The sequence below is a fragment of the Burkholderia sp. A2 genome, from assembly GCF_001729305.1.
GTDB lineage: Bacteria > Pseudomonadota > Gammaproteobacteria > Burkholderiales > Burkholderiaceae > Burkholderia > Burkholderia sola.
Window position 1 is genome coordinate 1 of the sequence record NZ_LZXX01000084.1, and the last position, 24,447, is coordinate 24,447.

General features: G+C 66.8%; 20 protein-coding genes and 1 tRNA gene. 14 read left to right on the plus strand and 7 right to left on the minus strand.

Features of this window, described 5'->3' with window-relative positions; all coding sequences use genetic code 11:
* The first annotated feature begins 129 nt into the window (after window positions 1–129).
* Together A9Z05_RS08760 and A9Z05_RS08765 are read left to right on the plus strand one after the other, a co-directional pair.
* Window positions 130–474, plus strand: a complete 345-nt coding sequence (locus A9Z05_RS08760; protein WP_069617740.1) for a DUF4212 domain-containing protein — start codon at window positions 130–132, stop codon at window positions 472–474.
* 3 nt (window positions 475–477) lie between these two features.
* Window positions 478–2,493 (plus strand): sodium:solute symporter family protein, encoded by a 2,016-nt coding sequence (locus A9Z05_RS08765; protein WP_069617741.1) that lies wholly within the window; start codon window positions 478–480, stop codon window positions 2,491–2,493.
* Between the two features lie 225 nt (window positions 2,494–2,718).
* On the opposite strand, the gene A9Z05_RS08770 is transcribed toward A9Z05_RS08765, so the two are convergent.
* Window positions 2,719–2,809, minus strand: a tRNA-Ser gene (locus A9Z05_RS08770).
* 350 nt (window positions 2,810–3,159) lie between these two features.
* Between A9Z05_RS08770 and A9Z05_RS08775 the strand changes: the two genes are divergently transcribed.
* The 7 genes from A9Z05_RS08775 to A9Z05_RS08800 all read left to right on the plus strand — a co-directional run bounded on the left by A9Z05_RS08775 (window position 3,160) and on the right by A9Z05_RS08800 (window position 11,628).
* Window positions 3,160–5,937, plus strand: coding sequence for a type VI secretion system Vgr family protein (locus tag A9Z05_RS08775; protein WP_069617742.1), 2,778 nt, complete (start codon window positions 3,160–3,162; stop codon window positions 5,935–5,937).
* A gap of 23 nt (window positions 5,938–5,960) precedes the next feature.
* Complete coding sequence (locus tag A9Z05_RS08780) at window positions 5,961–8,222, plus strand: hypothetical protein (RefSeq protein WP_069617743.1); 2,262 nt, start codon at window positions 5,961–5,963, stop codon at window positions 8,220–8,222.
* Window positions 8,219–9,700, plus strand: coding sequence for a virulence factor (locus A9Z05_RS08785; protein ID WP_176730180.1), 1,482 nt, complete (start codon window positions 8,219–8,221; stop codon window positions 9,698–9,700). The genes A9Z05_RS08780 and A9Z05_RS08785 overlap by 4 nt, the downstream gene beginning before the upstream one ends.
* A 9-nt stretch (window positions 9,701–9,709) precedes the next feature.
* Window positions 9,710–9,973, plus strand: a complete 264-nt coding sequence (locus A9Z05_RS08790; protein WP_034207808.1) for a PAAR domain-containing protein — start codon at window positions 9,710–9,712, stop codon at window positions 9,971–9,973.
* Between the two features lie 259 nt (window positions 9,974–10,232).
* Entirely contained in the window at window positions 10,233–10,667 is a 435-nt protein-coding gene (locus A9Z05_RS37655; RefSeq protein WP_256121923.1) for a hypothetical protein, read from the plus strand.
* Complete coding sequence (locus tag A9Z05_RS37660; protein ID WP_256121922.1) at window positions 10,646–10,885, plus strand: hypothetical protein; 240 nt, start codon at window positions 10,646–10,648, stop codon at window positions 10,883–10,885. Before A9Z05_RS37655 ends, A9Z05_RS37660 begins: the two co-directional genes overlap by 22 nt.
* A 122-nt stretch (window positions 10,886–11,007) precedes the next feature.
* Entirely contained in the window at window positions 11,008–11,628 is a 621-nt protein-coding gene (locus tag A9Z05_RS08800) for an HAD family hydrolase (protein ID WP_069617745.1), read from the plus strand.
* 40 nt (window positions 11,629–11,668) lie between these two features.
* Here the strand turns inward: A9Z05_RS08800 and A9Z05_RS08805 are convergent, their stop codons facing one another.
* A complete protein-coding gene (locus A9Z05_RS08805) occupies window positions 11,669–12,778 on the minus strand; it encodes a fatty acid desaturase (protein ID WP_069617746.1) in 1,110 nt (369 codons plus the stop codon).
* A 226-nt stretch (window positions 12,779–13,004) separates the two neighbouring features.
* Here A9Z05_RS08805 and A9Z05_RS08810 point away from each other — a divergent pair, with 226 nt between their 5' ends.
* Window positions 13,005–14,042: an AraC family transcriptional regulator gene (locus A9Z05_RS08810; protein WP_069617747.1), complete on the plus strand. Its 1,038-nt coding sequence runs from the start codon at window positions 13,005–13,007 to the stop codon at window positions 14,040–14,042.
* 59 nt (window positions 14,043–14,101) lie between these two features.
* Here A9Z05_RS08810 and A9Z05_RS08815 read toward each other — a convergent pair whose 3' ends face one another.
* Window positions 14,102–15,151, minus strand: coding sequence for a beta-propeller fold lactonase family protein (locus tag A9Z05_RS08815; RefSeq protein WP_069617748.1), 1,050 nt, complete (start codon window positions 15,149–15,151; stop codon window positions 14,102–14,104).
* Window positions 15,138–16,505 (minus strand): MFS transporter, encoded by a 1,368-nt coding sequence (locus A9Z05_RS08820; protein WP_069617749.1) that lies wholly within the window; start codon window positions 16,503–16,505, stop codon window positions 15,138–15,140. Before A9Z05_RS08820 ends, A9Z05_RS08815 begins: the two co-directional genes overlap by 14 nt.
* Before the next feature lie 573 nt (window positions 16,506–17,078).
* Between A9Z05_RS08820 and A9Z05_RS08825 the strand changes: the two genes are divergently transcribed.
* Together A9Z05_RS08825 and A9Z05_RS08830 are read left to right on the plus strand one after the other, a co-directional pair.
* Window positions 17,079–18,059 carry an acetyltransferase gene (locus tag A9Z05_RS08825; RefSeq protein ID WP_069617763.1) on the plus strand — a complete coding sequence of 327 codons (981 nt, stop codon included), beginning with the start codon at window positions 17,079–17,081 and terminating at the stop codon, window positions 18,057–18,059.
* A 317-nt stretch (window positions 18,060–18,376) separates the two neighbouring features.
* A complete protein-coding gene (locus A9Z05_RS08830; RefSeq protein WP_176730181.1) occupies window positions 18,377–19,855 on the plus strand; it encodes a deoxyribodipyrimidine photo-lyase in 1,479 nt (492 codons plus the stop codon).
* Between the two features lie 22 nt (window positions 19,856–19,877).
* On the opposite strand, the gene A9Z05_RS37665 is transcribed toward A9Z05_RS08830, so the two are convergent.
* From A9Z05_RS37665 to A9Z05_RS08840, 3 genes are all read right to left on the minus strand, one after another.
* The gene (locus A9Z05_RS37665; RefSeq protein WP_059832810.1) at window positions 19,878–20,000 is read right to left on the minus strand and encodes a hypothetical protein; all 123 of its coding nucleotides are present in this window, start codon (window positions 19,998–20,000) and stop codon (window positions 19,878–19,880) included.
* Window positions 19,991–21,223, minus strand: a complete 1,233-nt coding sequence (locus A9Z05_RS08835) for an MFS transporter (RefSeq protein ID WP_069617750.1) — start codon at window positions 21,221–21,223, stop codon at window positions 19,991–19,993. Before A9Z05_RS08835 ends, A9Z05_RS37665 begins: the two co-directional genes overlap by 10 nt.
* Before the next feature lie 164 nt (window positions 21,224–21,387).
* A complete protein-coding gene (locus tag A9Z05_RS08840) occupies window positions 21,388–22,329 on the minus strand; it encodes a LysR substrate-binding domain-containing protein (RefSeq protein WP_069617751.1) in 942 nt (313 codons plus the stop codon).
* A gap of 186 nt (window positions 22,330–22,515) precedes the next feature.
* On the opposite strand from A9Z05_RS08840, the gene A9Z05_RS08845 reads away from it, so the two are divergent.
* A complete protein-coding gene (locus tag A9Z05_RS08845) occupies window positions 22,516–23,559 on the plus strand; it encodes an alpha/beta fold hydrolase (RefSeq protein ID WP_069617752.1) in 1,044 nt (347 codons plus the stop codon).
* A 124-nt stretch (window positions 23,560–23,683) separates the two neighbouring features.
* Window positions 23,684–24,439 (plus strand): 4'-phosphopantetheinyl transferase superfamily protein, encoded by a 756-nt coding sequence (locus A9Z05_RS08850; protein WP_069617753.1) that lies wholly within the window; start codon window positions 23,684–23,686, stop codon window positions 24,437–24,439.
* Window positions 24,440–24,447 lie beyond the last annotated feature (8 nt).

A 24,447-nucleotide genomic window follows, 5' to 3' on the forward strand; every position in this document is an offset into this window, starting at 1 on the left:
CTCGAGAATCCGGCCATCCTCGAGCAGCTCACCGAAGTACGCTGAACGCCTGCCGATTCGCGTCAAGCGTGCAAGCCCCTGCGCGGCAATCCCGATTGCCCGCGCAGGGGCTTTTTGCTACATAACGGCATGACCGTTCCGACCCGCTCGGCGCCTGCCGCGCCACCCCCCGTTCCCGCACCGCTCGCGCGTGCGCATGCGCGCTACTGGCGCTTCAACGTCGCACTGATCGCGGTGCTGATGGTGATCGGCTTCTCGGTGTCGTTCATCGTGCCGTTCTTCGGGCCCGCGCTCGCCGGCGTGCGCTTCGCCGGCTTCAGCCTGCCGTTCTATGTCGGTGCGCAGGGCGCGATTCTCGTGTACCTCGTGCTGATCGTCGTCTACATCGGCTTGATGCAACGCGCGGACCGCACGCTGCGCCGCGCGTACGACGAGCATGCGGCGCGCGCCGGCCATGCGAACGGCGGGCGCTGATTCATGCTGACGCGTCGATTGATACGCGCATACGCGCTCTACACGCTCGGGTTTCTCGGCTTCGTGCTGCTGATGTGGCGGATCGAGCGCGCGACCGGCTCGGGCGTGTGGATCGGCTACGTGTTCCTGTTCGTGCCGATCGCCGTGTATGCGGTGATCGGATTGTTGTCGCGCACGTCCGATCTCGTCGAGTACTACGTGGCCGGGCGGCGCGTGCCGTCCGCGTTCAACGGGATGGCGACGGCGGCCGACTGGCTGTCGGCCGCGTCGTTCATCGGCCTGGCCGGTTCGCTCTACGCGACCGGTTACGACGCGCTCGCGTACGTGATGGGCTGGACGGGCGGGTTCTGCCTCGTCGCGTTCCTGCTCGCGCCGTATGTGCGCAAGCTCGCGCGCTACACGATTCCCGATTTTCTCGGCACGCGCTTTTCGAGCACGGCCGTGCGCGCGCTCGCGGCCGGCGCGGCGATCCTGTGTTCGTTCGTGTACCTGGTCGCGCAGATCCAGGGGATCGGCCTGATCGCGACGCGCTTCATCGGCGTCGATTTCGCGATCGGCATCTTCTGCGGGCTGGCGGGCATTCTCGTGTGCTCGTTTCTCGGCGGGATGCGGGCGGTCACGTGGACGCAAGTCGCGCAGTACATCATCCTGATCAGCGCGATCCTGATCCCGGTGTCGCTGATCGCGATGAAGAACGGGCTTGGCCCCGTGCCGCAGTTCAATTACGGCAAGCTGATGGAGCGCGTCGCGGCGCGCGAGGCGCAGGTGCGCGATGCGCGCGACGAGCAGCAGGTGCGTGATGCGTACCGCCGGCTGGCCGCGGACATCCAGACGCGGCTCGACCGGTTGCCGGCGTCCTATGCGGATGCGCGCCGGCATCTCGTCGACCAGCTTGCGGACCTGCGGCGCCACAACGGGCCGCTGCGCGAGATCAGCCGACGCGAGCGCGAGCTGGCCGATTTTCCGCGCGATCCGGCGGCGGCGCGCGTGGCGTGGACGCAGGCGCGTGACGACCTGCTCGCGCGTGCCGAGCCGCCCGTGCCGATGCACGAGCCGTTTCCGGCCGCGAGCGAAGACGAACGCAAGCCGCGCGAGCGGAACTTCCTCGCGCTGCTGCTGTGCCTGTCGCTCGGCACCGCGAGCCTGCCGCACATCCTGACGCGCTACAACACGACCACGTCGGTTGCGTCTGCGCGGCGGTCAGTCGGCTGGACGCTGTTCTTCATCGCGTTGTTCTACCTGAGCGTGCCGGTGCTTGCGGTGCTGATCAAGTACGAGATCCTCGCGAATCTCGTCGGGCGACCGTTCGCCGAATTGCCGGCGTGGATCACGCAGTGGCATCACTTCGAACCCGACTTGATCAGCGTCGTGGAGGTGATTCGCGACGGTATCGTGCACTGGTCGGAAATCCAGATGCAGCCGGACATGGTCGTGCTGGCCGCGCCGGAGATCGCGGGACTGCCGTACGTGGTGTCCGGGCTGATCGCGGCCGGTGCGCTGGCCGCGGCGCTGTCGACCGCGGACGGGTTGTTGCTGACGATCGCGAATGCGCTGTCGCACGACGTCTATTACTGCATGGTCGCGCCCGATGCGTCGAGCCAGCGGCGCGTGACGATCTCGAAGGTGCTGCTGTTGGGGGTGGCGCTGTTCGCGTCGTATGTCGCGTCGCTCAATACCGGGAAGATCCTGTTTCTCGTCGGCGCCGCGTTTTCGCTGGCGGCGTCGAGCTTCTTTCCGGTGCTCGTGCTGGGGGTGTTCTGGAAACGCACGACGACGCGTGGCGCGATTGCCGGGATGGTGACGGGGTTGGCGGTATGCGTGTATTACATCGTGTCGACTTATCCGTTCTTCACGCAACTGACGGGGTTCGCCGGGCGTACGTGGTTCGGGATCGAGCCGATCAGCTCAGGCGTGTTCGGCGTGCCGGCGGGGTTCGCGGTGGCGATCGTGGTGAGTCTGTGCGACAAGCGGCCGGATGAGTATACGCGGGCGTTGGTGGATTACATTCGGCATCCGTGAGGGGGAAGGGGCGATGCATCGCGTGCCGGCGCGCCAAGTTGAAAAGCCCTGATTTCCAGGGAAATCCAGGGCTTCACGTATTACTGGCGGGGAGAGGCGGATTCGCCCACACACCGCGGGCGGCGGATTCGCTTGCAAGCAAATCCCTTCGAATCCCCGCGCCAGCCGAACGATCGGCTGGCTTCTCCGGAAACGAAAATGCCCGCTGGCGCGGGCATCGAATTCTGGCGGAGAGAGGGGGATTCGAACCCCCGATAGGCGATTAACCTATACACGCTTTCCAGGCGTGCGACTTAAACCACTCATCCATCTCTCCGGAAGACCGAGAGTATAGCAAACTCTGGCGGTAGCCCGCCACCCCCTTCCGCGCCCGTCAGAAATTCGTCGATCCATACCGAGCGCGCGTCGCCCGACGTCAGATCGTGACGACCCGTACGACCTGTCGGCTGCATCGGACATGGACCGTCCCGGTTCGAAAGAATGTGAACTGTTGAGTCCGTTCGGACGCTTCGCAGAAAGGATTCTAAATCCTGTCAAAAAGCCGTCACCAATCCGACAAATTTGCTATGCTCGCCGAAAACCAGACGGGCGGCACTCCCAGGACGGACCAGCGGGCGTGATTGCTCGCCGAATAACGAAGTCAAACAAAATCCTGAGAGTCACGCTGTGAATACAGCCGAATTGCTACGCGCATTTGCGTCCGGGGTGGTCGATCAGAACAATCGGCCGGTGCGCATGAACTGGGGGCCCGCCCAGAAAACGCTCGAGCAGGTGCTTGCGCTTCAGTATGCCGATATCCGCGAAGGCTTGATGACGGGTATCGAGGGGCATCTGACCTGCGTGTCGGCACGGGCCGATCTTCCGATCCGCAGCTTCATCGGGCTGCCGGTCTCCGTCGAGATGACGACCGATCGCGGGCGTCTCCATACCATCAACGGCATCGTCACCGACGTTCGCACCGGACAATCGGACGGCTCACTGACCTGCTACCAACTGACGATTCGCGACGTGCTGTCCGTGATGGAGCGGCGGACCAATTCGCGGTTGTTCCGGTCCAAGAGCCTGCCCGACATCCTGGGTGTGCTGCTTCAGGAATGGCGCCAGCGCAGCTCGGCACTGGCGGGCGCATTCGAGTTCGACTTGTCCGGTCTGCAAACCGAACGTTATCCGGCGCGTGAACTCACGCGGCAGGTCAATGAGTCGGACGCGCACTTCATCCGGCGGCTGTTGCGGAGGGACGGGGCGACCGTATTCGTCAAGGCGGGCAAGGCCGGCGAGCGGGCGAGCGCCAATGCGCACGACACGCCGGTGCATACACTCGTCTTTGCCGACGACTCGATGAAGTTGCCGGCGACGGCCGCCGGCACCATCCGCTACCACCGCGACGCCGCTACCGAGGAGCGGGACTCGATCACGCTGTGGGCGACGAGCCGCCGGTTGATCCCGGGCAAGATCGTCCGACCGACCTGGGACTACAAGAGCGGCCGCATGTCGCAAACCGAGCAGGCGACGATCGTCGATCAGGGCGACGGCGGCAACGATCTCGGGCATTTGCTGGCCGACGTCGTCATCGATATCCCGCACGCCGGGGATTCGTCGTCCGATCTCGACCGGATCGGCAAGGACCGGATGCTGGCGCATGAACTGCGTGCCGAATCCGTCGACGGCGTGAGCAATGTGCGTGATCTGGCCGTCGGTCACTGGTTTGCGCTCGCGGAGCATCCGCAACTCGATACGTTGCCGGCCGAACAGCGGCAGTTTGTCGTCACGTCGCTTCATCATTGCGTCCGGAACAACCTGCCGAAGGAACTGAACGAGCGCGCGCAATCGCTGTTCGCGGCAAGCCGCGTGCTGTTCAACGCGGTGCCGTCCGACGTGAACGGCAAGCCGGGCGACGAAAGCGATCGGCGCTACGAGAACACGTTCTCGTGCGTGCGGCGCGGCGTGCCGCTGACGCCGGCCTACGATCCGCACGTCGACTTGCCGCCCGTGCATCCGATGACGGCCGTCGTCGTCGGCCCGGAGGGCGAGGAGGTGTTCTGCGATGAAATGGGCCGCATCCGCGTGCGGATCCAGGGACTGAGCGCGGACGATCATGCGCACGCGCAGGGCGCCGGTACGAGTGGCACGCCGTCCGACAGCGCGCCGGTGCGCGTCGCCTGCGCGCTCGCCGGGCCGAGTTTCGGCGCGAATACGTTGCCGCGCGTCGGCATGGAAGTGCTGATCGGCCATATCGGCGGCGATCCGGACCGGCTCGTCGTGATGGGTGTGCTCGCCAACGGGCCGAACATGCCGGCGACCTTCAGCCATACCGGCGCGCTGCCGGGAAACCGCTATCTTTCCGGCACGAAGACGAAGGAAATCAAGGGGCAGCGGTACAACCAGATCCGTTTCGACGATACGCCCGGACAGATCAGCAGCCAACTGGCGAGCGAGCATGCGTACAGTCAGCTGAACCTCGGCTATCTGACGCAGCCGCGCGACAACGGGCAGGGGGCGGCGCGCGGCGAAGGCGCCGAATTGCGCAGCGATGCACACGTGGCGATTCGAAGCGGCAAGGCGATGCTGATTTCGGCCTGGGAGCGGCTGCGCGCGAGTGACGGCCACCTCGCGCGGGACGAGTATCTGCAACTGATGCAGGAATGCGTCGAGCTGTTCAAGAGCCTCGGCGACTATGCGGGCCAGCATCAGGGCGTGGCGCCGGATACGCAGCCGCACGATGCACTCATGACCACGGTGAAAGGCTGGCCGAATGGCGAGGCGTCCGGCGGCGGTGAGTCGTCAGGCGCGTCGATGGCCGCGATCGGTATTACCGCGCCGGCCGGCATCAGCATGGCGACGCCGAAGACCGTGACGACCCATGCGGGCGGCAATATCGATGTCGTCGCGCAGAACCACCTGCAGTACACGAGTGGGCAGCGGATCAACCTGCAGGCCGGGCATGGCGTGGCGATGTTCGCGCACAGTGAAGGCGTGTCGGCGATCGCCAACCAGGGGAAAGTGGCGCTGCAGAGCCAGAACGACGACACGCAAATCGATTCGGCGAAGAACATCCAGATGACGGCGGGCGGCGGCAAGCTCGCGGGCATGGCCAGCGAGCAGGTCGTGTTCGTGACGTCGGGCGGCGCGTATCTGAAGCTGCATGGCGGCGATATCGAGCTCGGATGTCCGGGGAGTTTCACCGTCAAGTCCGCGTCGCATACGTGGGCCGGACCGGCGAGCATGAGCGCCGATTTTCCGAAGTTCGACCAGGGCTCGCTGGGGCGGGTGCCGAAGCTGGTCCGGGCCACTGACGGGCAGCCGGTCGAGGGCATGGAAGCCGAGGTGCGAAAGGCGTCGGGCGAATTGATCAAGGGGAAGACCGACGCGCAGGGCAAGTTGGCACCGGTCAGCAGCGATCAGTTCGAACAATTGGCGGTTCGCTTTTTCAAGTCGAGAACCTGAGCTGAGTCTTCAAGAAAAACAACATGTTCAACTACAACTTTGCGCAGAACCCGGGCGGGCAACCGTCGACGGACGACGCGTCGCAGACTTCGGTGGGCGGTGGACTGGGGACGACGCTGTTCAACCGCAACGACCTCGAGTGCGTGATGCAGATGCCGCTGCCGGGCGTCGTCATTTTCGTGCACGGGGTGAATTCGGAAGGGGAATGGTTCAAGGAGGCCGAGAAGGGGCTGTGTGCCGGATTGAACCGGCGCATGGGGCGTTATGACGATCAGCTGTTCCATTGGGGGCCGGTGGCCGGGCAGATGACGCCGGTCAGCTATATCGAAAGCCTGACGCCGGACGGTTTCCTGAATCCGGACATGTCGTCGAAGACGTACATCAAACCCGATCCGTCCTTTTCGCCCGTCATCCACTTTCGGTGGGGCTATGCCGCGAACGCGGCGGAGCTGAAGGAGTATGGCGACAAGATCATGCTCAACGAAAAGAATTACTGGGGCGGCGGCCCGTTCGCGGGCGGGTGTTCGAGTCTGCCGGATCTGTGGAACGACGGATTGAACGATCGGCTCTTTCTGTGGCTGACCGTCCAGCACATGAATGGCATCGGCAATCGAAAGATCTACTCCACGCCACCGCGCACTTACGGTGTGCTCGGAGCACTGCGGCTTGCACGCCTGGTCGAGTCGATCCGCAAGCGACAGGCCGACGCGCCGATCACGATCGTATGCCACAGCCAGGGAAACATGATCGGCCTTGCCGCTGCATTCCTTGGAGACCGCTTGCCCGAGGTGACGGATCAATGGGGCAAGAAAGGGCGCTGCGTCGCCGATACCTATGTTCTCGCCAATCCCCCATACAGTCTCGTCGAGGCCAACATGACCGACTCATGGGCCCAGCGCGGGGTGCGCGACAAGAACGGGCACGTGGGGCGCGAGACCTATGTCGCGCGCAAGGAAACGCTGAGGGAGTACTTCGATATCCTGCGTGCCCGGGCCGATCTCGAGATGCCCGCGGAGGATCTCGATCGCGCAATGGAAAACGCAAGGCCGTCCAAGAACGGGGGCAAGCCGTATAGCGCAGCCAAGGACCGGGAGGCGCATGGGCTGTATCAGAAAAACACCTACGGGAGAGTGACGCTGTACTGTTGCCCGCACGATCAGGTCATTTCTGCCCTGACCGTTCAGGGAATCGGCTGGCGCGGGATGAGTGTCGACGACATCAGTGCGACGAACGCGTGGGGTGTTTTTTCGCAACGCGTGTTTGCATCGAATTTCGAGGTCGGTGGAGAGAACAAGCTCTATCGGTATTGGCAGGATGACTGGCGCAAGGACAAGAACCAGAAGGAAGGTTTCTGGTATCCGCCATCACCGCCTGCGCGGTATGGTCTTGGGCGAGGCACGCATTCCAATGAAGGGTGGATCGCGAAGTTTTTCACGATTGCAACGAGCCCGGCCCTCTACCTGTTCAATTTGACGAACATGGCGGTCAATGCCGATCCGCCAAAAAACTGGGAAATCCCGATTACGGCACCGATGCTCGACAAGGAGACTCGCTTCCTGCCGCAGGCGTTGCGCTACGACAAACCGTCGGGCGCTTGCGATGCGCAAGGGAAACCGATTGAGGAAGGGCGCTTCAACGAGGGTTACGATCCGCCGTCGGCTGGGCGTGACGCCAAGAAAGAGAACAAGCGCGATGACGATCCATATGACAACTTCGACGCGAAGTCGGAAAAGTTCAAGACTGAGGGTGATGCGCTGAAAGCGCAGGGGGATGCGGCGTCCGAGGCTGCGCAGCGGTATGAGGATCATTCGATTCTTCGCATGGAAGCGCGGAGATCCGGAAATCGTCGCTGGGTCGACAAGGAAGGAAATGTGGTCGGGGAAGACAATCCGGGGGCAGCGAGTGCTGACTATACCGAATGGCGGAACAATGAGATTTTTCAGATTCTGAACGGCGGGGACAAGAATAACCCCACCAACCATTCGACCATCATGACCAACAAGGACCATGCTGAAAAGGCGTTGGCTTATGATGTTGCAATTGGGCTTTGCTATCTGACCGAGATGGATTTTGAAGAAATCAGGATTCAGGCCGATTGGCGATTTGCCAATAGTTTGGGTGATGAGGGTCAAAATGGTAAGATGGCGGAATATATTATAACTGGAAAGTGTGAAAAATTATTTTTGCAAGATTGGGTCGTTAAGGATGATCATGCAAAAATGCCTTCCAAGATACACGACGAAAGAGATGGTGGATTTTTCCTGAAGCTTGGAGGCAATTTATGAGATCGGCCATCGCTACATGGCCGCGTCGAGCCGGAGTCGCCGGCGGTGCATTGCTTCTTGCGCTGGGTGTATCGGTTTTGATATTGGTTTCGTCTGATGACGGGACAGGAGCGTTTTTGAGCATGGGAACTCTGATGAAGCGGTTAGTCCTGGTTCCAGGACTTGTGGCAATCATGGTATTTGCATTTGCAACGGTGATTGCGGGGCCGCGAGCAGTTGCGGCTTCATTGAACGAGAAGGCGGCTCCAATTACCGGAGCCGGGGCGTCCAGACCATTCGTTGCTCAGGTCGTCGGGCTTGGCTGGATGAACCCGCTGCAGCGCAAGGATTACAGCACCGAGTGGCAGATATTATGGACACTCGGCCTAGTAAAGCCGAATGTCAACGATGACATGGTTCGGGTCAATCCAAAAAAATATTCAACATTGCAACCGATTTCTATCGTGGCCGATGGCCGCCGGGGGCGTGAATCATTTTCCGGATTCTATAAGAAATATATCAATGAGCTGCTGGTACTTTTCCGGACTCGATATTTCACGAATGAGGATTATTTTTACACGGTTAGCGCGGATAGCCAGAAGAAGTGGCGAGAATTGGCTGGCATGCATATCGAGCTGGCAATTCCCTCTGGCCGACTCGATCCTGGGCTGGCGTCGTCACATTTGCGAGATCAGATTGTTAACTTCTTCGAAATAGGAAATCCGTCCGCCAAAAACTTATGGAGCCACGACACACCGCCGGATGTGCATGTTACATCGGGGCAGGGGAATGCCGGCTTCACATCGCTGAACGCGGCACTGGACTATCTGGCCGCCCACCCTGACAAAAGCGCGTGGGTGATGAACTGGGACGCACCGAGCTTCCCGCCGAACGACGAACAGATCAACGAGAACATGGTGGTGCTGTTCCTCGCCGGCCCCGACTTGAAGACCGAGCGTGAGCCGCTGGCCTGGATCGGCAAGGCTGCACGAAGCAACGTCAAGGATTTCGAGGCAAAGCAGGGCGCCAGCCGCGCGGTACAGGCGTGGAAGTCGACGATCGATACGGCGGCGAGTAATGCAGGCGTGCCGGTGTCGTCGGTGAATTACATCGTGCACGACGCGGGCAAGGGTAGCGATGCTGCATCGACGCGAATTGCCTCACTGTCGCAGACGCTGACGGAAGTACTGCCGGAATACGATTTCCGTACGCAGACCTTCAATACATCGGCACTACTCGGAGACATGGGCGCCGGCGCGGCGCTGACCGATGTGGCGCTGGCGATCGGACGAGCGAATCACCTTGGTGGAAATGTGCTCGTAGCCGGAACGACCGACGCGGAGCATCCGACAGCAGTCGTCGTCGTCGCGCCTTCGAAGCTGACGCCGATCGACGCCGGCAAGGACTGGTTCCGCGCACGCGGCGAGAACAACGCGTACTTGCCGTGGTGGGGGCGCCGTCACGACGCGCGTCCGACATCGCAAGGCTATTCGGAATAAGGAGCGCGCATGCGCGGAATCATTCGAGTCGGCGACGCAACGAGCCACGGCGGTCAGGTCGTGACCGGCAGTGCGGTCAGCGAAGTAATGGGGCGGCCGGTCGCCCGGCTCGGTGATACGTGTGTCTGTCCGATCGCGGGCCATCAGGCCTGCTTTATCGCCGAAGGCGATCCGAAGGTCATCGTCGACGGGAAACCGGCCGCATTCGATGGGCACAAAACGTCGTGTGGTGCGACGTTGATTTCGAGTCTGGCGTCGTCCGGACGGGAATGAATTACCGGACCGGCGTGCTCGATTGGCCGGTTCGATCGGGACTATTCCTGCACTGCTTCACACTTGCGAGACGCATCGGGTGCGTCTCGATCGTCATGGCAACACTCTTGTCGGGGCCGCCGTTGCGGACCGAGACGAGCGCCACATCGGCGCAATCTGTCGAAGGTGTGCCTGCTGTGCCGTTTGTTGCCCAGGCTGTCGGACTTGAATGGCTCGATCCGCTGCGGCGTCATGACTATCCGACCGAGTGGCAATTGCTGTGGACGCTTGGGTTAGTCAAACCGAACGCCAACGACGATATGGTCCGGCCAGCTTTCCGAACCTCTATCCCGACTACGCGCCGCGCATCGAGCGGCATATCCGGCAACTGGTGCCGCTGAAGCTTGCGACGGTCGCGACGATCGGCGACAGCGCACTGGAGACGGCCGGCAACCTCGTCGAAGCGATCGCGGCGACGACGCGCGAATTCAACGAACTCGGCGCGGCCGACATGATGGCCGGGATGCTCGCGCAGGCGACGCGCAAGGCCGGCATGTTCGAACGCTGGTTCGGTGGGGGGCCTGCCATGTCGACTATCGCGCGGCGCTCGGTGCGCTCAAGCAGTCGCTCGGCTTTTTTCCGCGCCGTACCGAGGAACTCGCCGCGAAGGTCCGTCATGCGGAGGAGAATCTCGTGGTCGTGCTCGCGGCGCTGAGTGCGGTGTCCGACGTCGTGCGCACGCCGGACGATACGGGCGTCGAGCGCACGCTGTTCGACCGCCGCAACATCGTCGGGCAGGCCGTCCAGCAGATCCGGATGCAGCCGGCGCAACTGCGCGGGCTCGACGAGCGCGTGACCGACCTGCTGTCGCGCGCCGATCACCTGATGAACGTCGTGCTGCCGGCGGCGCTGGCTGCGCGGCCGTCGCGCTGACCGAACCATGCGACCGCACGCGCGGCGGCGCGCGCGGCCCGTGTCGAGCTTGACGGTTTCGCGCGGGCGGCCGCGAGTCTGCTATCTTCCCGGGCATCTCATCGCTTTCCCGCCGATTCTTCATGACCGACCGCATCGTCGCCGCCTTCGATTTCGACGGCACCATCACGACTACCGACAGCTTTCGCCATTTCGTCCGCTACGCGGTCGGCACGCCGCGTTTCGCGTGGGCCGGGCTGCGCGCGCTGCCGTGGATCGTCGCGATGAAGGCCGGGTGGCTGTCGCGCGGCGCCGCGAAGGCGAAGTTCGCGTCGTTCGCGTTCGGGCCGATTCGCGAAGACGCACTCGATGCGCACGCGCGCACGTTCGTCGACAGTTATTTGCCGAACCTCGTGCGTCCGGACATGCTCGAGCGCATTCGCGAGCATCGCGCGCGCGGGCATGAAGTCGTGCTGGTCAGCGCGTCGCCGTCGCTGTATCTGGAGAAGTGGGCGAAGACGGCCGGCTTCGACGCGGTGCTCGCGACGCGGCTCGCGTTCGAGCGTGGTGTCTTCGCCGGGCGGCTCGACGGCGAGAATTGCTGGGGGCCGCAGAAGGTCGTGCGGCTGCGCGGATGGTGGGGCGACCGGCCGCCGAAACAGTTGTTCGCGTACGGCGACAGCCGCGGCGACAAGGAAATGGCCGAGTTCGCGAACCGGTCGTGGATCCGCGGGCAGGGGCCGATGCCGCCGATCGGCGATTGATGAAGCGCTGATGCGGCGCTGATGCCGGGCGCCGCCGCCGTTACGCGTCGGCCGGCGCGTTGCGCGTGCCGCGCGGCGGACGATAGCCGCCCCAGCGATTCGCGCGGGCGAACGTACCGACGTCGTTGAAGCGCACGCCGACTTCACGTAATGCCGCATGCGCGGTGCGCGCGGTCAGTTGCCGGATGTAGAACGGGTCGCGCACCACGAAGTGATGGATCGCGTGCGTGCTGCCGAAATTGAAGCAGAACAGCTGGAACGGCAGCATCCACCACGGGTTCAGCACCTGCGTCTGCTGGATCACGTTGCGTGAATCGATGTCGCCGAAGTAATGCATGTTCGAGCTGACGAAGTTGATGCAGAAGCTGCGCAAGAAGTTCGGCCCAAGCCACACCACCGCGAGGAAATCGGCGACGCTCATCGCCCGCTCGACGCCGGCGGGCACCGTCACCGCGACATCGAACGCATGCAGCGCGAACAGGCCGACGTGATAAACGATGAACGCGTGCCACAGCGTGTAGTACAGGTGACCGATCGGCATGTACGACGACACCTGCTCGATGCGCAGTTGCAGGCGCTCGGACGGGTCCTGCACGGGCTGCGCGGCCACGTACTGCTTCACCTTGCGGCGCATCGCGGCCGGCCGCAGCACGACGGCGAGCATGCCGTCCGCGATCATCAGCAGCCGCTTCACGCCCCAGCGCTCGCCGTTGGTGATGCCGAATTCCTCGAGATCCGATTCGCCGCCCGACACCTTGTGGTGATGCAGGTGCATGCGCCGGCGCGTCCACGGATTGATCGTGCCGGGCCGGGTGAGCCAGCACAGCGCCATCATCAGGTGATACGCCCACGGCGTCTTCTTGAAATACATCAGATGGATCAGGTCGTGCTCGAGCTCGTGAATCAGCGACGTGACGAACGCGGCGAGCGGCAGCGCGACGTACCACGCGATCGCGCCGCGCGCATACAGCCAGGCGATCACGAGCATCGCGCTCACCGACACGGCCATCACGGTCGCGCCGACGAGGTTCTGGTTGTCGAGCAGCGGAAAGCGCGCGCGGATCGCATCGCTCGCGGCGTTGACTTCGCGGCGGACGTACGCGACCTTGTCTGCGTCGTGGCGAAAGGCGGTTCGTGCGGGTTGGCTCATCGAGCGGGATCCATTCGGAAAGGGTGGGGCGCAATGCCGATGCGACAAGCATAGGCGCGTGCGGGAACGCGGGCGAGGGCCGTCGGTGCCAATGGCGGTGTCATTTCGGGCCAGGTTGGCCGTCGGGCGGCCGCCCGAGCGGATGTCGGCCCGCTAGAGTGCCGCCGCGGTGTCATTGCGGGCCAGCGACGCTACAATCCGCCGAAACCGCTCCGGAGTTCGCCGCATGGCCTCGTCCGTTCCGGATGCCGCGCGCCAGTTGAACAAGGCGACGGTGTCGTCCGCGTATGCGCTGTTCATGCTGATGCTGGCCGAGGAGCGCGGCATCGACGGCGGCCGCATTCTCGCCGGCTCGGACGTCGGGCGCGACCGGCTCGCGCAGCCCGATGCGCGCATCACGCCGCTGCAACAGGCGGCGATCGTGTTCAACCTGCTCGACGCGACCGACGATCCGTCGATCGCGATCGAGATCGGCCTGCGCAGCAGCCTGACGAAAGCGGGGCTGATCGGCTTCGGGCTGATGAGCTGCGCGACGCTCGGCGAGGCGCTCGCGCTCGGTATCCGTTACCTGCCGACGCGCGTGCCGTTTTTCTCGGTGCGGCTCGCGCAGTTCGACGGCATCGTCGACATCGACGTGCTCGAAGCGTTTCCGCTCGGCCGGCTGCGCCAGTTCGCGGTGGAAAATTTTCTGGTCGAGACCGCGATCCTGTTCAATTCGCTGCTGTATCCGACGCCGGGCCGCACGCTCCAGTCGCGTGCCGAACTCCATTTCGAATGGCCCGAGCCGCCGTGGTTCGAGCGCTATCGCGCGCGGCTGCCGCGCTGCCATTTCGACGCGAGCGCGAACCGCATCCGCTGCGACGCCGCGCTGCTCGACGAGCCGATCGGCACCGCGAACGCGCAGACCGCGCAGATGATCGTCCAGCAGTGCGAGGCGGAACTCGCTCGGCTCGGCTATGCGGAGAGCATCGTCGAGCGCGTGCGCAACCTGCTGATCTGCGGCGAACACGGCTATCCGTCGGTCGACGACGTCGCGCGCGAACTGCATGTATCGGCGCGCACGCTCAAGCGCAAGCTCGCCGAATACGGCGCCACCTATTCGGCGCTGCTCGACGAGATCCGGCTGCGTGACGCGCTGCGGCTGCTCGAAGGCACGCGGCTGCCGGTCGACGAGATCGCGGCGCGCGTCGGCTACACCGATCGCGCCAATTTCACGCGCGCGTTCAAGCGCTGGACCGGCGTTGCGCCGAGCGCGCGGCGCTGAACGCCGCACCCGCATCGGCGTGCCGGTTTCCGCGCAGGGGCCGAATCTTTTTCAGACCTTCAGACGATCGCGATCCAGTTCGCGCCGCGTCCGCCCGGCACGCGCGCGTGCAGCGACAGCGTGCCGTCGCCCGGCGCGATCGCATACACCGCGACGTGTTCCGACTGTTCGCCGCAGGCGACGAGCCAGCGTCCCGACGGATCGATCGCGAACCCGCGCGGCTGGGTCTCGGTGGGCGTCGCGTGGGTGGGCTCGAACGTGCCGTCTTCGTTGCGGCGATAGCCGAGCAACCGGCTCGACGTGCGCTCGCTGACGTACGCGAAACGCTCGTCGGGCGTCAGGTGGAGATCGGCGGCCCACACGGACGGTTCGGCGGGGGCGGGCGGGCGCGCATGGCCTTGCGCGAGTTCGGCGACGGCCGGATGGCGCGCGCTCAGCCGTGGGTCGCCGAGCCGGCCGGTGTCGGTGTCGCGGGCGAAGGTCGCGAGCGTTCCCTGGAATTCGCTGACGACGACCAGCGTGCGGCCGTCATCCGCGAATCGCAGGTGACGCGGGCCGAAGCCGGCCGGCACGCGCGTTTCGCCGTGTTCGACCGCGCGCACGCCGGCGGCGTCCTCGATGAGCGCGAAGCCGAACACCCGGTCCGAGCCGAGCGAACTGACGTACGCGAAGCGGTTGTCCGGCGATACGATCACCGCATGCGCGTTCGCGATGCCGCCCGCGACTTGCAGCGGCGTGCCGTCGCCGTCGCGCACGCGCGCCGCGTCGTAGAGGCTCAGCGAACTTCCGCCGTACGACGCGCCGAGCAGCCAGCGGCCGCTGCGGTCGAGCGACAGGTACGCATGGCTCGCGTCGATCGCGGTCGTGCCGATGCGCGCGAGCGCGCCCGTGGCGGCGGCGACGCGGAACGCGACGATCGTCGGCTGCTCGCCGCGCGTCGCGACGTAGAGTCGCGTGCGGTCGGCCTGCACGGCGATCGGCATCGCGGCGTCGGCGGCCGGATAACGGGCGAGCGGCGCGAGCGTGCCGTCGCCGGCGAGGGAGAACGTGGCGAGGTCGCCGTCGACGGCATTCGAGACGACGACGGTCAGGCGGTCAGTGTTCGGCATGGCGGAGCATCGAAGCGTGCGTGAAGGATTCGTCGGCCGGCCGGCCGCGCGGCGGATCGCTGCGCCGGTGCGTGCGCGCGAACAGCGCGGCGACCGCGGCGACGAGCGAAGCGATCGCGAGCGCATACAGCCCGCCCGTGATCGAACCCGTATGTTGCTTCAGATAGCCGAAGGCCGTCGGCGCGACGAAGCCGCCGAGGTTGCCGACCGAGTTGATCAGCGCGATCACGGCCGCGGCCACGCGCGTGTCGAGATAGCCCTGCGGGATCGGCCAGAACAGCGACGCAGCCGCCTTGAAACCGAGCGCGGCGAAGCAGATCGACGCGAACGACCACACCGGATTCGGCGACGTCGACGCGAACAGTCCGCACGCGGCAAGTACGAGCGCGAACGCGAGCCAGCGCTGCGGATGCTTCCGCTTCGACGACAGCACCGCGAAGCCGTACATCGCACCGATCGCGATCATCCACGGAATCGTGTTGTACAGGCCGACCTGGAAATCGGTGAGCCCGCCCATCTTGCGGATGATGGTCGGCAGCCAGAACGTGGCCGCGTAGATCGTCAGCTGGATCGAGAAGTAGAGGAAGCAGAACAGCATGATCTGCGGATCGCGCAGCAGCGTGGTGGCGCGCACCGGCACGTTGGAGCGGACGTCGCGCGTCGCGCGCTCGTCGTCGAGCGCGTTCTGGAGCGCCGTGCGTTCTTCCGGCGTGAGCCACGTCGCGTCGCGGATATGCGATTTCAGCAGCAGCCAGCTCGCGCCGCACAGTGCAACCGAGAACAGCCCTTCGATCAGGAACATCCATTGCCAGCCTGCGAGGCCGAAGCCGCGGATCGACAGCAGCGCGCCGGTGACGGGCCCGGACAGCACCGACGCGAACGCGGACCCGCCGAGGAAGATCGCCATTGCCTTGCCGCGTTCTTGCGGCGGCAGCCATTGCGACAGATACAGCACGACGCCGGGGAAGAAGCCGGCCTCGGCGGCGCCGAGCAGGAAGCGCAGCGCGTAGAACGACGTGTCGTTCCACACGAACGCCATCGCGGCCGCGACGATGCCCCACGTCGCCATGATCCGCGCGAGCCAGATGCGCGCGCCGTAGCGCTGCATCAGCAGGTTCGACGGCACTTCGAACAGCGCGTAGCCGACGAAGAACAGCCCGGCGCCGAGCCCGTACGCGGCCGCGCCGATGCCGATCGACGCTTCGAGATGGCGATCGACGAAGCCGACGTTTACGCGGTCGATGTAGTTCGCGATGAACATGATCAGCACGAGCGGCAGCACGTGCCACTTCACTTTCGAGACGGCGGACGCGAGCGGGTCGCGGCCGGGCAGGGCGGACGAGGGCGGGTTCAACGGTGTCTCCGGTCGGGCGGCGGCGGACGGGGCGGCAGCCCGCGTCGGCGTCGAAGGTGGCGGTTTATGTAGTATGTCGTCGTATGACATGGTACGCCGGTGCGACCGGGATGACGTCGCGGGTTTACCCCGAAAATTTCCGATTTGTGGAGAAATCAGGCGATCACAAGCGCACACTTTCACATCTGATGACGTATGACATGGGGCGACGTTACGCTGATCGCCAGACGCGGAGCGGGTCCGCGTCGGCATGAAAGCCCGCGATCGGGGCGGCGCATTCGTGCGCGGTACGGTTCGGGAGCAGGCCGAGAAAACGACCTCGACGGGCAGTGCCCGATATCCGCGTGTTTCGCACGACGGCGCTCATGGGGGAAGTCGTGCCGCGCATGAAGCGGCAGCAACGCGATCGTGACGAACGACATGCGGGCGACCCGCAAGCCGTTTGCAGGGGAGCGCCGCTACGCTGTATCGAAGGCGCGCGCGATTACGGCAAAATATCGGGCGCACGCGTTCGGTGTGCGCGCCACTCGCGCGAACGGCGGATTTCATGCGCGGACGATGGAGCGACGGATCATGCAGGACAACCAGTACGCGCGGCATGTCTTCGCGTTCAACGGCGACGCGGACGGCCTGTGCGCGCTTCAGCAACTGCGGCTCGCGGAACGTGTGCACGGCACGCTCGTGACCGGCGTGAAGCGCGACATCCGGCTGCTCGAGCGCATCGACGCGGGCGCGGGCGACATCGTCACCGTGCTCGACGTGTCGCACGACCAGAACCGCGACGCGTGCGCGCGGCTGCTGCGAGACGGCGCGACGGTCCGTTATTTCGACCATCACTTTGCCGGCGAGCTGCCCGACCATCCGCGCTTCGACGCGCATATCGACATGGCGGCCGACGTCTGTACGAGCGCGATCGTGAACCGCCATCTCGGCGGCCGGTACGTGCGCTGGGCGATCGTCGCTGCATTCGGCGACGAACTGCCGGCGCTCGGCGACGCGCTGGCGCGCGAGCATGGCGTCGACGACGCCGAGCGTGGCGTGCTCGCCGAACTCGGGCGCTATCTGAACTACAACGCCTACGGCGAGTGCGTCGGCGATCTGCATTTCGATCCGGCGGCGCTCGCGGAAGCGATGCTGCCGTGCGTCGATCCGCTCGAGTTCGTGCGCGAGACGGCCGTGTTCGCCGCGTTGCGCGACGGCTACCGCGACGACATGGCGCGCGCGTGCGCGCTCGCGCCGCTGCGCGAGGTGCCGGGCGCGACGCTGGTCCGGATGCCCGATCATCCGTGGGCGCGGCGCGCAACCGGCATGCTCGCGAACGAGCGGATGCGCGACGCACCGCATGCGGCGCTCGCGGTGCTGTCGCCGCGAGCGGGCGGCGGGCTCGTCGTCAGCGTACGCGTGCCCGACGGCAGGCCGATCGGCGCGGACGAGTTCTGCCGCGGCTTCGCGACCGGCGGCGGGCGCAAGTGCGCAGGCGGCATCAACCATCTGCCGGAAGCCGAGTTCGACGCGTTCGCCGAGCGCTTCGAGGCCGCGTTCCGGCTCGATTGACGCGACGCGTCGTTGACCGGATCAGCCGGTCGCGCCGGCGGGCGCGGTCGCCTGTCGGGCCGCCGCACGCGTGAATCGATGTGTTCGGCGATGCGTCGGCCGTGCGTGATGTGCACGAACCGGTCGACGCGCAACGCAGTGAAACATTCCGTGCGTGCGGTCGTTCGGTGGCGCGATTTCCATCGGATTGAAGCGGATCGTGCGGTCGCGCGCAGTGTCGTCATGGCGTGCCGACCGCGACGGCCGGCGTCGACACCGCGCAGCGCAGCCGCGACAATACGCGTCTCCCTTTGCGTTCGCCATCGAGGTGCCTGCCCGTGTCTGCCAAGCCGTCCGTTGCTCCCGCGATCGTCTGGTTCCGCGACGATCTGCGCGTGACCGATCAGCCCGCGCTCACGCGCGCGGTCGAATCCGGCCGGCCGGTCGTCTGCGTGTTCGTCGACGACACGGGCGCCGGCGCCGGGCCCGCGCTCGGCGGCGCGGCGCGCTGGTGGCTGCACGGGTCGCTGGCCGGACTCGACGCCGCGCTCGCGCGACATGGCGGGCGTCTGCTGCTGTTGCGCGGCGACGCGCAGCGCGAGATCGAGCGGGTCGTCGGCGACACGGGCGCGGCCGCCGTGTACTGGAACCGCCGCTATGCGCAGCCGCAACGCGACGCCGACGCGGCGCTGAAGGCATCGCTCAAGGCGCGCGGCGTGACGGTCGAGAGCAGCAACGGCAGCCTGCTGAACGAGCCGTGGGAGGTGCTGACGGGCAGCGGCGGCCCGTACCAGGTCTTCACCGCGTACTGGCGCGCGGCGCGCCGCGATCGCACCGTCGCCGCGCCGCTCCCGGCACCCGGGCGGATCGCGTTTCATCCATGGCCGCAAGCCGTGCGCGACCGTGCGCTGTCGCTCGACGCACTCGCGTTGCGTCCGCATGCGCCGGACTGGGCCGGCGGCCTGCGCGACGCATGGCCTGCGCCCGACGAAGCCGGCGCGCACGCGCAGCTCGACACGTTTGTGACGACCGCGCTCGTCGGCTACGCGGACGCGCGCGACCGTCCCGATCGCCCCGCGACGAGCCGGCTGTCGCCGTACCTGCGCTTCGGCAACGTGTCGCCGCGACAGGTATGGCATGCGGTGCAGGGCGCCGCGCACGCAGGCGGCGCGGCGTACGCGACGCACGCCGACAAGTTCTTGAGCGAGCTCGGCTGGCGCGAATTCAGCTACACGCTGCTGTATCACTTCCCGGCGCTCGCGACCGACAACTTCCGCGCGCAGTTCGATGCGATGCCGTGGCGCGACGATCCCGCCGCGTTACGTGCGTGGCAGCGCGGGCGAACCGGCTATCCGCTCGTCGACGCGGGACTGCGCGAGCTGTGGACGACCGGCTGGATGCACAACCGCGTGCGGATGGTCGTCGCGTCGTTCCTGATCAAGCATCTGCTGATCGACTGGCGCGCGGGCGAAGCGTGGTTCCGCGACACGCTGGTCGACGCCGATCCCGCGAACAACGCGGCGAGCTGGCAATGGGTGGCCGGCTGCGGCGCCGACGCCGCGCCGTATTTCCGCATCTTCAATCCGGTCGCGCAGGGGCAGAAGTTCGACCCGGACGGCGCATACGTACGGCGCTGGGTGCCCGAGCTTGCCGGCCTCGACGACGCATCGATCCATGCGCCCTGGGAAGCGTCGCCGCTGGCGCTCGAAGCGGCCGGCGTACGGCTCGGCGTCGACTATCCGGCGCCGCTCGTCGAGCACGCGGCCGCGCGCGCTCGTGCGCTCGATGCGCTGGCCGCATTGCCGAAGCGCCGCTGAGCGCCCGCTGCGGTTTGCCGCATCAATTGCAGAAGGCGACGTGCTCGAGCAGCGCGTACGCGACGCCCGCATCGAAGTAGGCCGCGCCGCACCACGCGACGAACGCGAGCGTGCCGGCGGCCAGCGCCGCGCGGATCATGCCCATGCCGCGTTTCCCGAGGCCGGGCGCACGACGCGCGCGTCGTCGATCGGCAGGTGCAGCAGCGCCGCGAGCACGCCGAGCGCGATCGAGCCGGTCCACAGCGGCAGGTACGAGTGCGTCGCGTCGTACACGAGCGCGCCGAGCCACACACCGAAGAAGCTGCCGAGCTGGTGGCCGAAGAACACGAAGCCGAACAGTGTCGCGATGTAGCGCACGCCGAACATCTGCGAGATCACGCCGTTCGTCAGCGGGACCGTGCCGAGCCACGTGAACCCCATCACGGCCGCGAACACGTAGACGCTCGCGGGCGACAGCGGCGCGGCGACGAACGCGGCCATCGCGAGCGCGCGGACGAGGTACAGCACCGACAGCACGTACTTGCGCCGCAGCAGCCCGCCGAGGTGGCCGCACGCATAGGTGCCGGCCACGTTGGTCAGCGCGATCAGCGCGAGCGCGATGCTCGCGTGGCGCGCCGGCAGCCCGTGGTCGAGCAGGTACGCCGGCAGGTGCGTCGCGATGAATGCGAGCTGGAAGCCGCACGCGAAGAAGCCCGCATTCAGCAGCCAGAAGCCGCGATGCGCGAACGCCTCGCGCACGGCTTCGCCAATCGACTGATCGGGGCCGGCGGCGGCGCCGGCCGCCTGCGCGGGTCGGTCGCGCAGCAGCACGGCGAGCGGCGCGAGCAGCGCGGCGGCGAGCGCCAGCGCGATGAACGCGTGCCGCCAGCCGATGCCGCCGATCAGTTCCTGTGCGACGGGCACCATGCAGAACTGGCCGAGCCCGCCGATCGCGCCGGCGACCCCGAGCGCCCAGCCGCGCCGATCGGGCGGGAACAAGCGGCTCAGCGCGCCGTAGATCGACGCGAACGCCGAGCCCGACAGCGCGACGCCGATCACGAGCCCGGCGCCGACCGTGAACAGGCCGGTCGTGGCCGCCTGCGCCATCGTGACGAGCCCGGTCGCGTACAGCAGCATGCCGACGGCGATCACGCGCACCGAGCCGAAGCGGTCGGCGATCATCCCGGTGAACGGTTGCGCGATGCCCCAGATCAGGTTCTGCAGCGCCAGCGCGAGCCCGAACGCCTCGCGCGACCAGCCGTGGTCGAGCGACACGGGCGCGAGGAACAGGCCCTGCACGTGGCGGATGCCGAGCGCGGCGCCCATGATCAGGCCACCTGCCAGCACGGGCAGCCAGCGGCGCCGGACTTCCTGCTCGATCGGGGTCATGCGTGTCTCCGGATGAAGGCGCGCGGCGAAACGGTCGCGCTCGATCCGATTAGACGAGCGGGGCGGCCGTCGCTCAAGCGATCATTCGGTCAGGTTGACATGCGTGACGGGAATGCGAACGGGCGACGGCGGTTGCCCGCGGTCACGCGCATCCGCACCGCGGCTCAGGCCGACGTCGTGTCGTGCGCGTGCATTGCCGCATCGCATTCGGCCGCTTCGGCGAGCATCCAGTCGCGCACGTCGGCGACTTCGCGGCGCGGGGCCGGGTCATGCTGGAACAGCCAGTAGCCGTACGTCCGCGACAGCGTTTGCGTGTGCGGCCCGAGCACCGCGAGCCGGCCGTCGGCGAGCATCGGCGCGACGAGCGCGAGCCGGCCGAGCGCGATGCCCTGGCCGGCGATCGCGGCGTGGATCACCTGGTCGTACTGGTTGAAGCGCAGCACGCCTTTCGGGCGCGCGTCGCCGAGCCCGGCCGCGTGCAGGTGCGCGTGCCACTGCAACTGCGGTTGCGGCGGCCCGTCGAATTCCAGCAGCACGCGATCGGCGATCGCGGCCGCGCTCGTGACCGGCCGCGCGGCGAGCGCGGGATGCGCGACCGGCACGACGATCTCGTCGAACAGGTGCAGCGCGCCGGCCGGCGCGCGCTCGCGCGGGCAGTAGCGGATGCCGAGGTCGATGCCCTCGGCGCGCAAATCGAGTACCTTGTCGTTCGCGGCGACGCGCAGGTCGATGCCGGGCAGCCGCGCCTGCAGCCGCCCGAGCCGCGGCAGCAGCCACAGCGCGGTCACGCCGATGCTGGCGGTGATCGTCACGGGCTGGCGCTCGCGCGCGGCGGCGAGCGATGCGACGGTGTCCTGCAGGCCGTGCAGCGCCGCATCGGCGACGCGGAACAGCCGCTCGCCTTCCGGCGTGAACGCGATCTTCCGGTAGCCGCGCTGCAGCAACGCGACGCCGAGATGCGCTTCGAGCGCATGGATCTGGCGGCTGACCGCCGACTGCGTGACGCACAGGTCCTGCGCGGCAAGCGTGATGCTCATGCGGCGGCCGACGGCGACGAAACCGCGGACGAGATCGAGCGACGGGAGACGGACGAGTGGCGTTGACATGCGCGTGACTCATGCGAACGGAGCAGCAAGATTGGTTGAGAACGCGGCGCGCGTCAAGTTCAATGGAGGCGGGTTGATCGCGAAGGAGGGGGGCCGAGTCAGCGTTGAAGCGCCAACTCGGACCGACCGCGATGCATGGGACCTCAGTAAGCGCTAAAGCGCTAACTGGGGTCGACAGGAGACACGATGACGATTTCGAACGACGAAGGCGGGGCTGCGCCGGGCAGTCGCGCGGCGGGCGCATTGCCGCCCGAACCCGTGACGCTGCGCGCGGCCGACGGCTACGAACTGCGCGGCCACGTGTGGCGCCATCGCGGCGGCGGCGCCGCGGCGCGGCCCGTGATGGTCGTCAACTGCGCGACGTCGGTCCGCTGCGACTACTACTTTCGTTTCGCGGCGTGGCTGTTCGCGCAAGGGCGCGATGTGCTCGTCTACGACTATCGCGGCATCGGCGGATCGCGTCCGCCGCAGCTCGCGAAGCTGCGCGCGAACTGGCTCGACTGGGGGCGGCTCGATTGCGAAGCCGCGCTGCACTACGCGCGCGACGCGTTTCCGGGCCAGCCGCTCGATGTGGTCGCGCACAGCATCGGCGGCTGCGTGCTCGGCCTCGCGGCATCGAACGTGCACGTGCGGCATGCGGTGACCGTCGGCGCGCAGTACGCGTACTGGCGCGACTATTTGCCCGCCGAGCGCCGCCGCATGTGGTGGAAGTGGCATGTCGCGATGCCCGCGCTCGCCGCCGTGTTCGGCTACGTGCCCGCGAAGCGGCTCGGCTGGATGGAGGATACGCCGCGCGGTATCGCGCTGTCGTGGGCGCGTTCGCAGCCGCGTTTCGAGGACGGCTACCTCGGCAGCGTGCTCGACGACGGCGCGGCGAGCCGTGCCGCGTTGCCGGCGCGCTTCGCGGGACTGTCGGCGCCGATGCTCGCGGTCGGCATCGACGACGACGCGTTCGGCACGGTCGCCGCGATCGAACGGCTGGCCGGCTACTACACGGGCAGCAACGTCACGCACCTGCGGATCGCGCCGGCCGACATCGGCGTCGACGCGATCGGCCATTTCGCGTTTTTCCACAGCCGCTTCACCGACACGCTGTGGCCGGTCGCGTTGTACTGGCTGCAACACGGCGTGCTGCCGGCCAATGCGCCGGGCGTCGTGCACGCGCTGCACCCGGCGTCGCGCGGGCGGGTGACGGGGAGCGGTGTGCCGGGCAGGGCCGCGAGCGGGTGAGCGGGCGCATACGAACGCGGCGCGCATCCCTGTTTGCGTCCCGGTCAGGCAGCAGCCGGCCGGACGCCGCCGCGATCGATTAACATCGGACGTTTCGTCTTGCCGTACAGGCTGCCGCGCGCCGATGTCCATTCCTTCCGATTCCGCTTCTTCCGTTGAAACGTCTCGCGCATGGCGGGTGCATGCGCTCGACGTGCCGCTCGCCGCGGCGCGCGCCGGCGTGCGGATCGCGCGCGTCGATTTCGATTGGCGCGTGCCGCTCGCGTCGCCCGCGTATGCGGCGCTGAGCGACGACGAGCGCGCCCGCGCCGCGCGCTTCCTGCGGCACGAGGATGCGGTGCGTAGCGCCGCGACGCGCGCCGCGCTGCGCGACGTGCTCGGCGCGGCGCTCGGTATCGCGCCGCACGCGGTCGCGCTCGTCGTCGACGCAGCGGGGCGGCCGTCGCTGGACCCGGCGCATTGCGCGTCGCTCGACTTCAACGTGTCGCATGCGGGCGATCATGCGCTGCTCGCATGGGCGCCGGCGGGCCGTGTCGGTGTCGATATCGAGGGCTGCAACCGCGCGACCGACTGGCGCGCGCTGACGCGCGAAGTGTGCGCACCCGCCGAGATCGCGTATCTCGACGGCCTGCCGCCCGGCGCGCGCGAGGGCGAATTCATGCGGGTGTGGTCCGCGAAGGAGGCGCTGCTCAAGGCGCTCGGCACCGGCATCGTCGGCGGGCTGCGCGCGTTCGCGGTCGTGCCGCCGCGCGACCCGGCGACACCCGCGACGACGATCGTCGAGCCGGCCGCGCCTGCCGCCGGCGTCGCGGCGTTCGACGCGGCCTGGCTCGACGCGGCGCCCGGCTACGCGGCGTGCATCGCGTGGACGCGCGCGTAGGCCGAGCG

Coding starts and splice junctions, on each gene's coding strand:
- A9Z05_RS08760 (WP_069617740.1), top strand. CDS start 130: ATGACCGTTCCGACCCGCTCGGCGCCTGCCGCGCCACCCCCCGTTCCC.
- A9Z05_RS08765 (WP_069617741.1), top strand. CDS start 478: ATGCTGACGCGTCGATTGATACGCGCATACGCGCTCTACACGCTCGGG.
- A9Z05_RS08780 (WP_069617743.1), top strand. CDS start 5,961: ATGTTCAACTACAACTTTGCGCAGAACCCGGGCGGGCAACCGTCGACG.
- A9Z05_RS08785 (WP_176730180.1), top strand. CDS start 8,219: ATGAGATCGGCCATCGCTACATGGCCGCGTCGAGCCGGAGTCGCCGGC.
- A9Z05_RS08790 (WP_034207808.1), top strand. CDS start 9,710: ATGCGCGGAATCATTCGAGTCGGCGACGCAACGAGCCACGGCGGTCAG.
- A9Z05_RS08800 (WP_069617745.1), top strand. CDS start 11,008: ATGACCGACCGCATCGTCGCCGCCTTCGATTTCGACGGCACCATCACG.
- A9Z05_RS08805 (WP_069617746.1), bottom strand. CDS start 12,778: ATGAGCCAACCCGCACGAACCGCCTTTCGCCACGACGCAGACAAGGTC.
- A9Z05_RS08810 (WP_069617747.1), top strand. CDS start 13,005: ATGGCCTCGTCCGTTCCGGATGCCGCGCGCCAGTTGAACAAGGCGACG.
- A9Z05_RS08815 (WP_069617748.1), bottom strand. CDS start 15,151: ATGCCGAACACTGACCGCCTGACCGTCGTCGTCTCGAATGCCGTCGAC.
- A9Z05_RS08825 (WP_069617763.1), top strand. CDS start 17,079: ATGCAGGACAACCAGTACGCGCGGCATGTCTTCGCGTTCAACGGCGAC.
- A9Z05_RS37665 (WP_059832810.1), bottom strand. CDS start 20,000: ATGGGCATGATCCGCGCGGCGCTGGCCGCCGGCACGCTCGCGTTCGTC.
- A9Z05_RS08835 (WP_069617750.1), bottom strand. CDS start 21,223: ATGACCCCGATCGAGCAGGAAGTCCGGCGCCGCTGGCTGCCCGTGCTG.
- A9Z05_RS08840 (WP_069617751.1), bottom strand. CDS start 22,329: ATGTCAACGCCACTCGTCCGTCTCCCGTCGCTCGATCTCGTCCGCGGT.
- A9Z05_RS08845 (WP_069617752.1), top strand. CDS start 22,516: ATGACGATTTCGAACGACGAAGGCGGGGCTGCGCCGGGCAGTCGCGCG.
- A9Z05_RS08850 (WP_069617753.1), top strand. CDS start 23,684: ATGTCCATTCCTTCCGATTCCGCTTCTTCCGTTGAAACGTCTCGCGCA.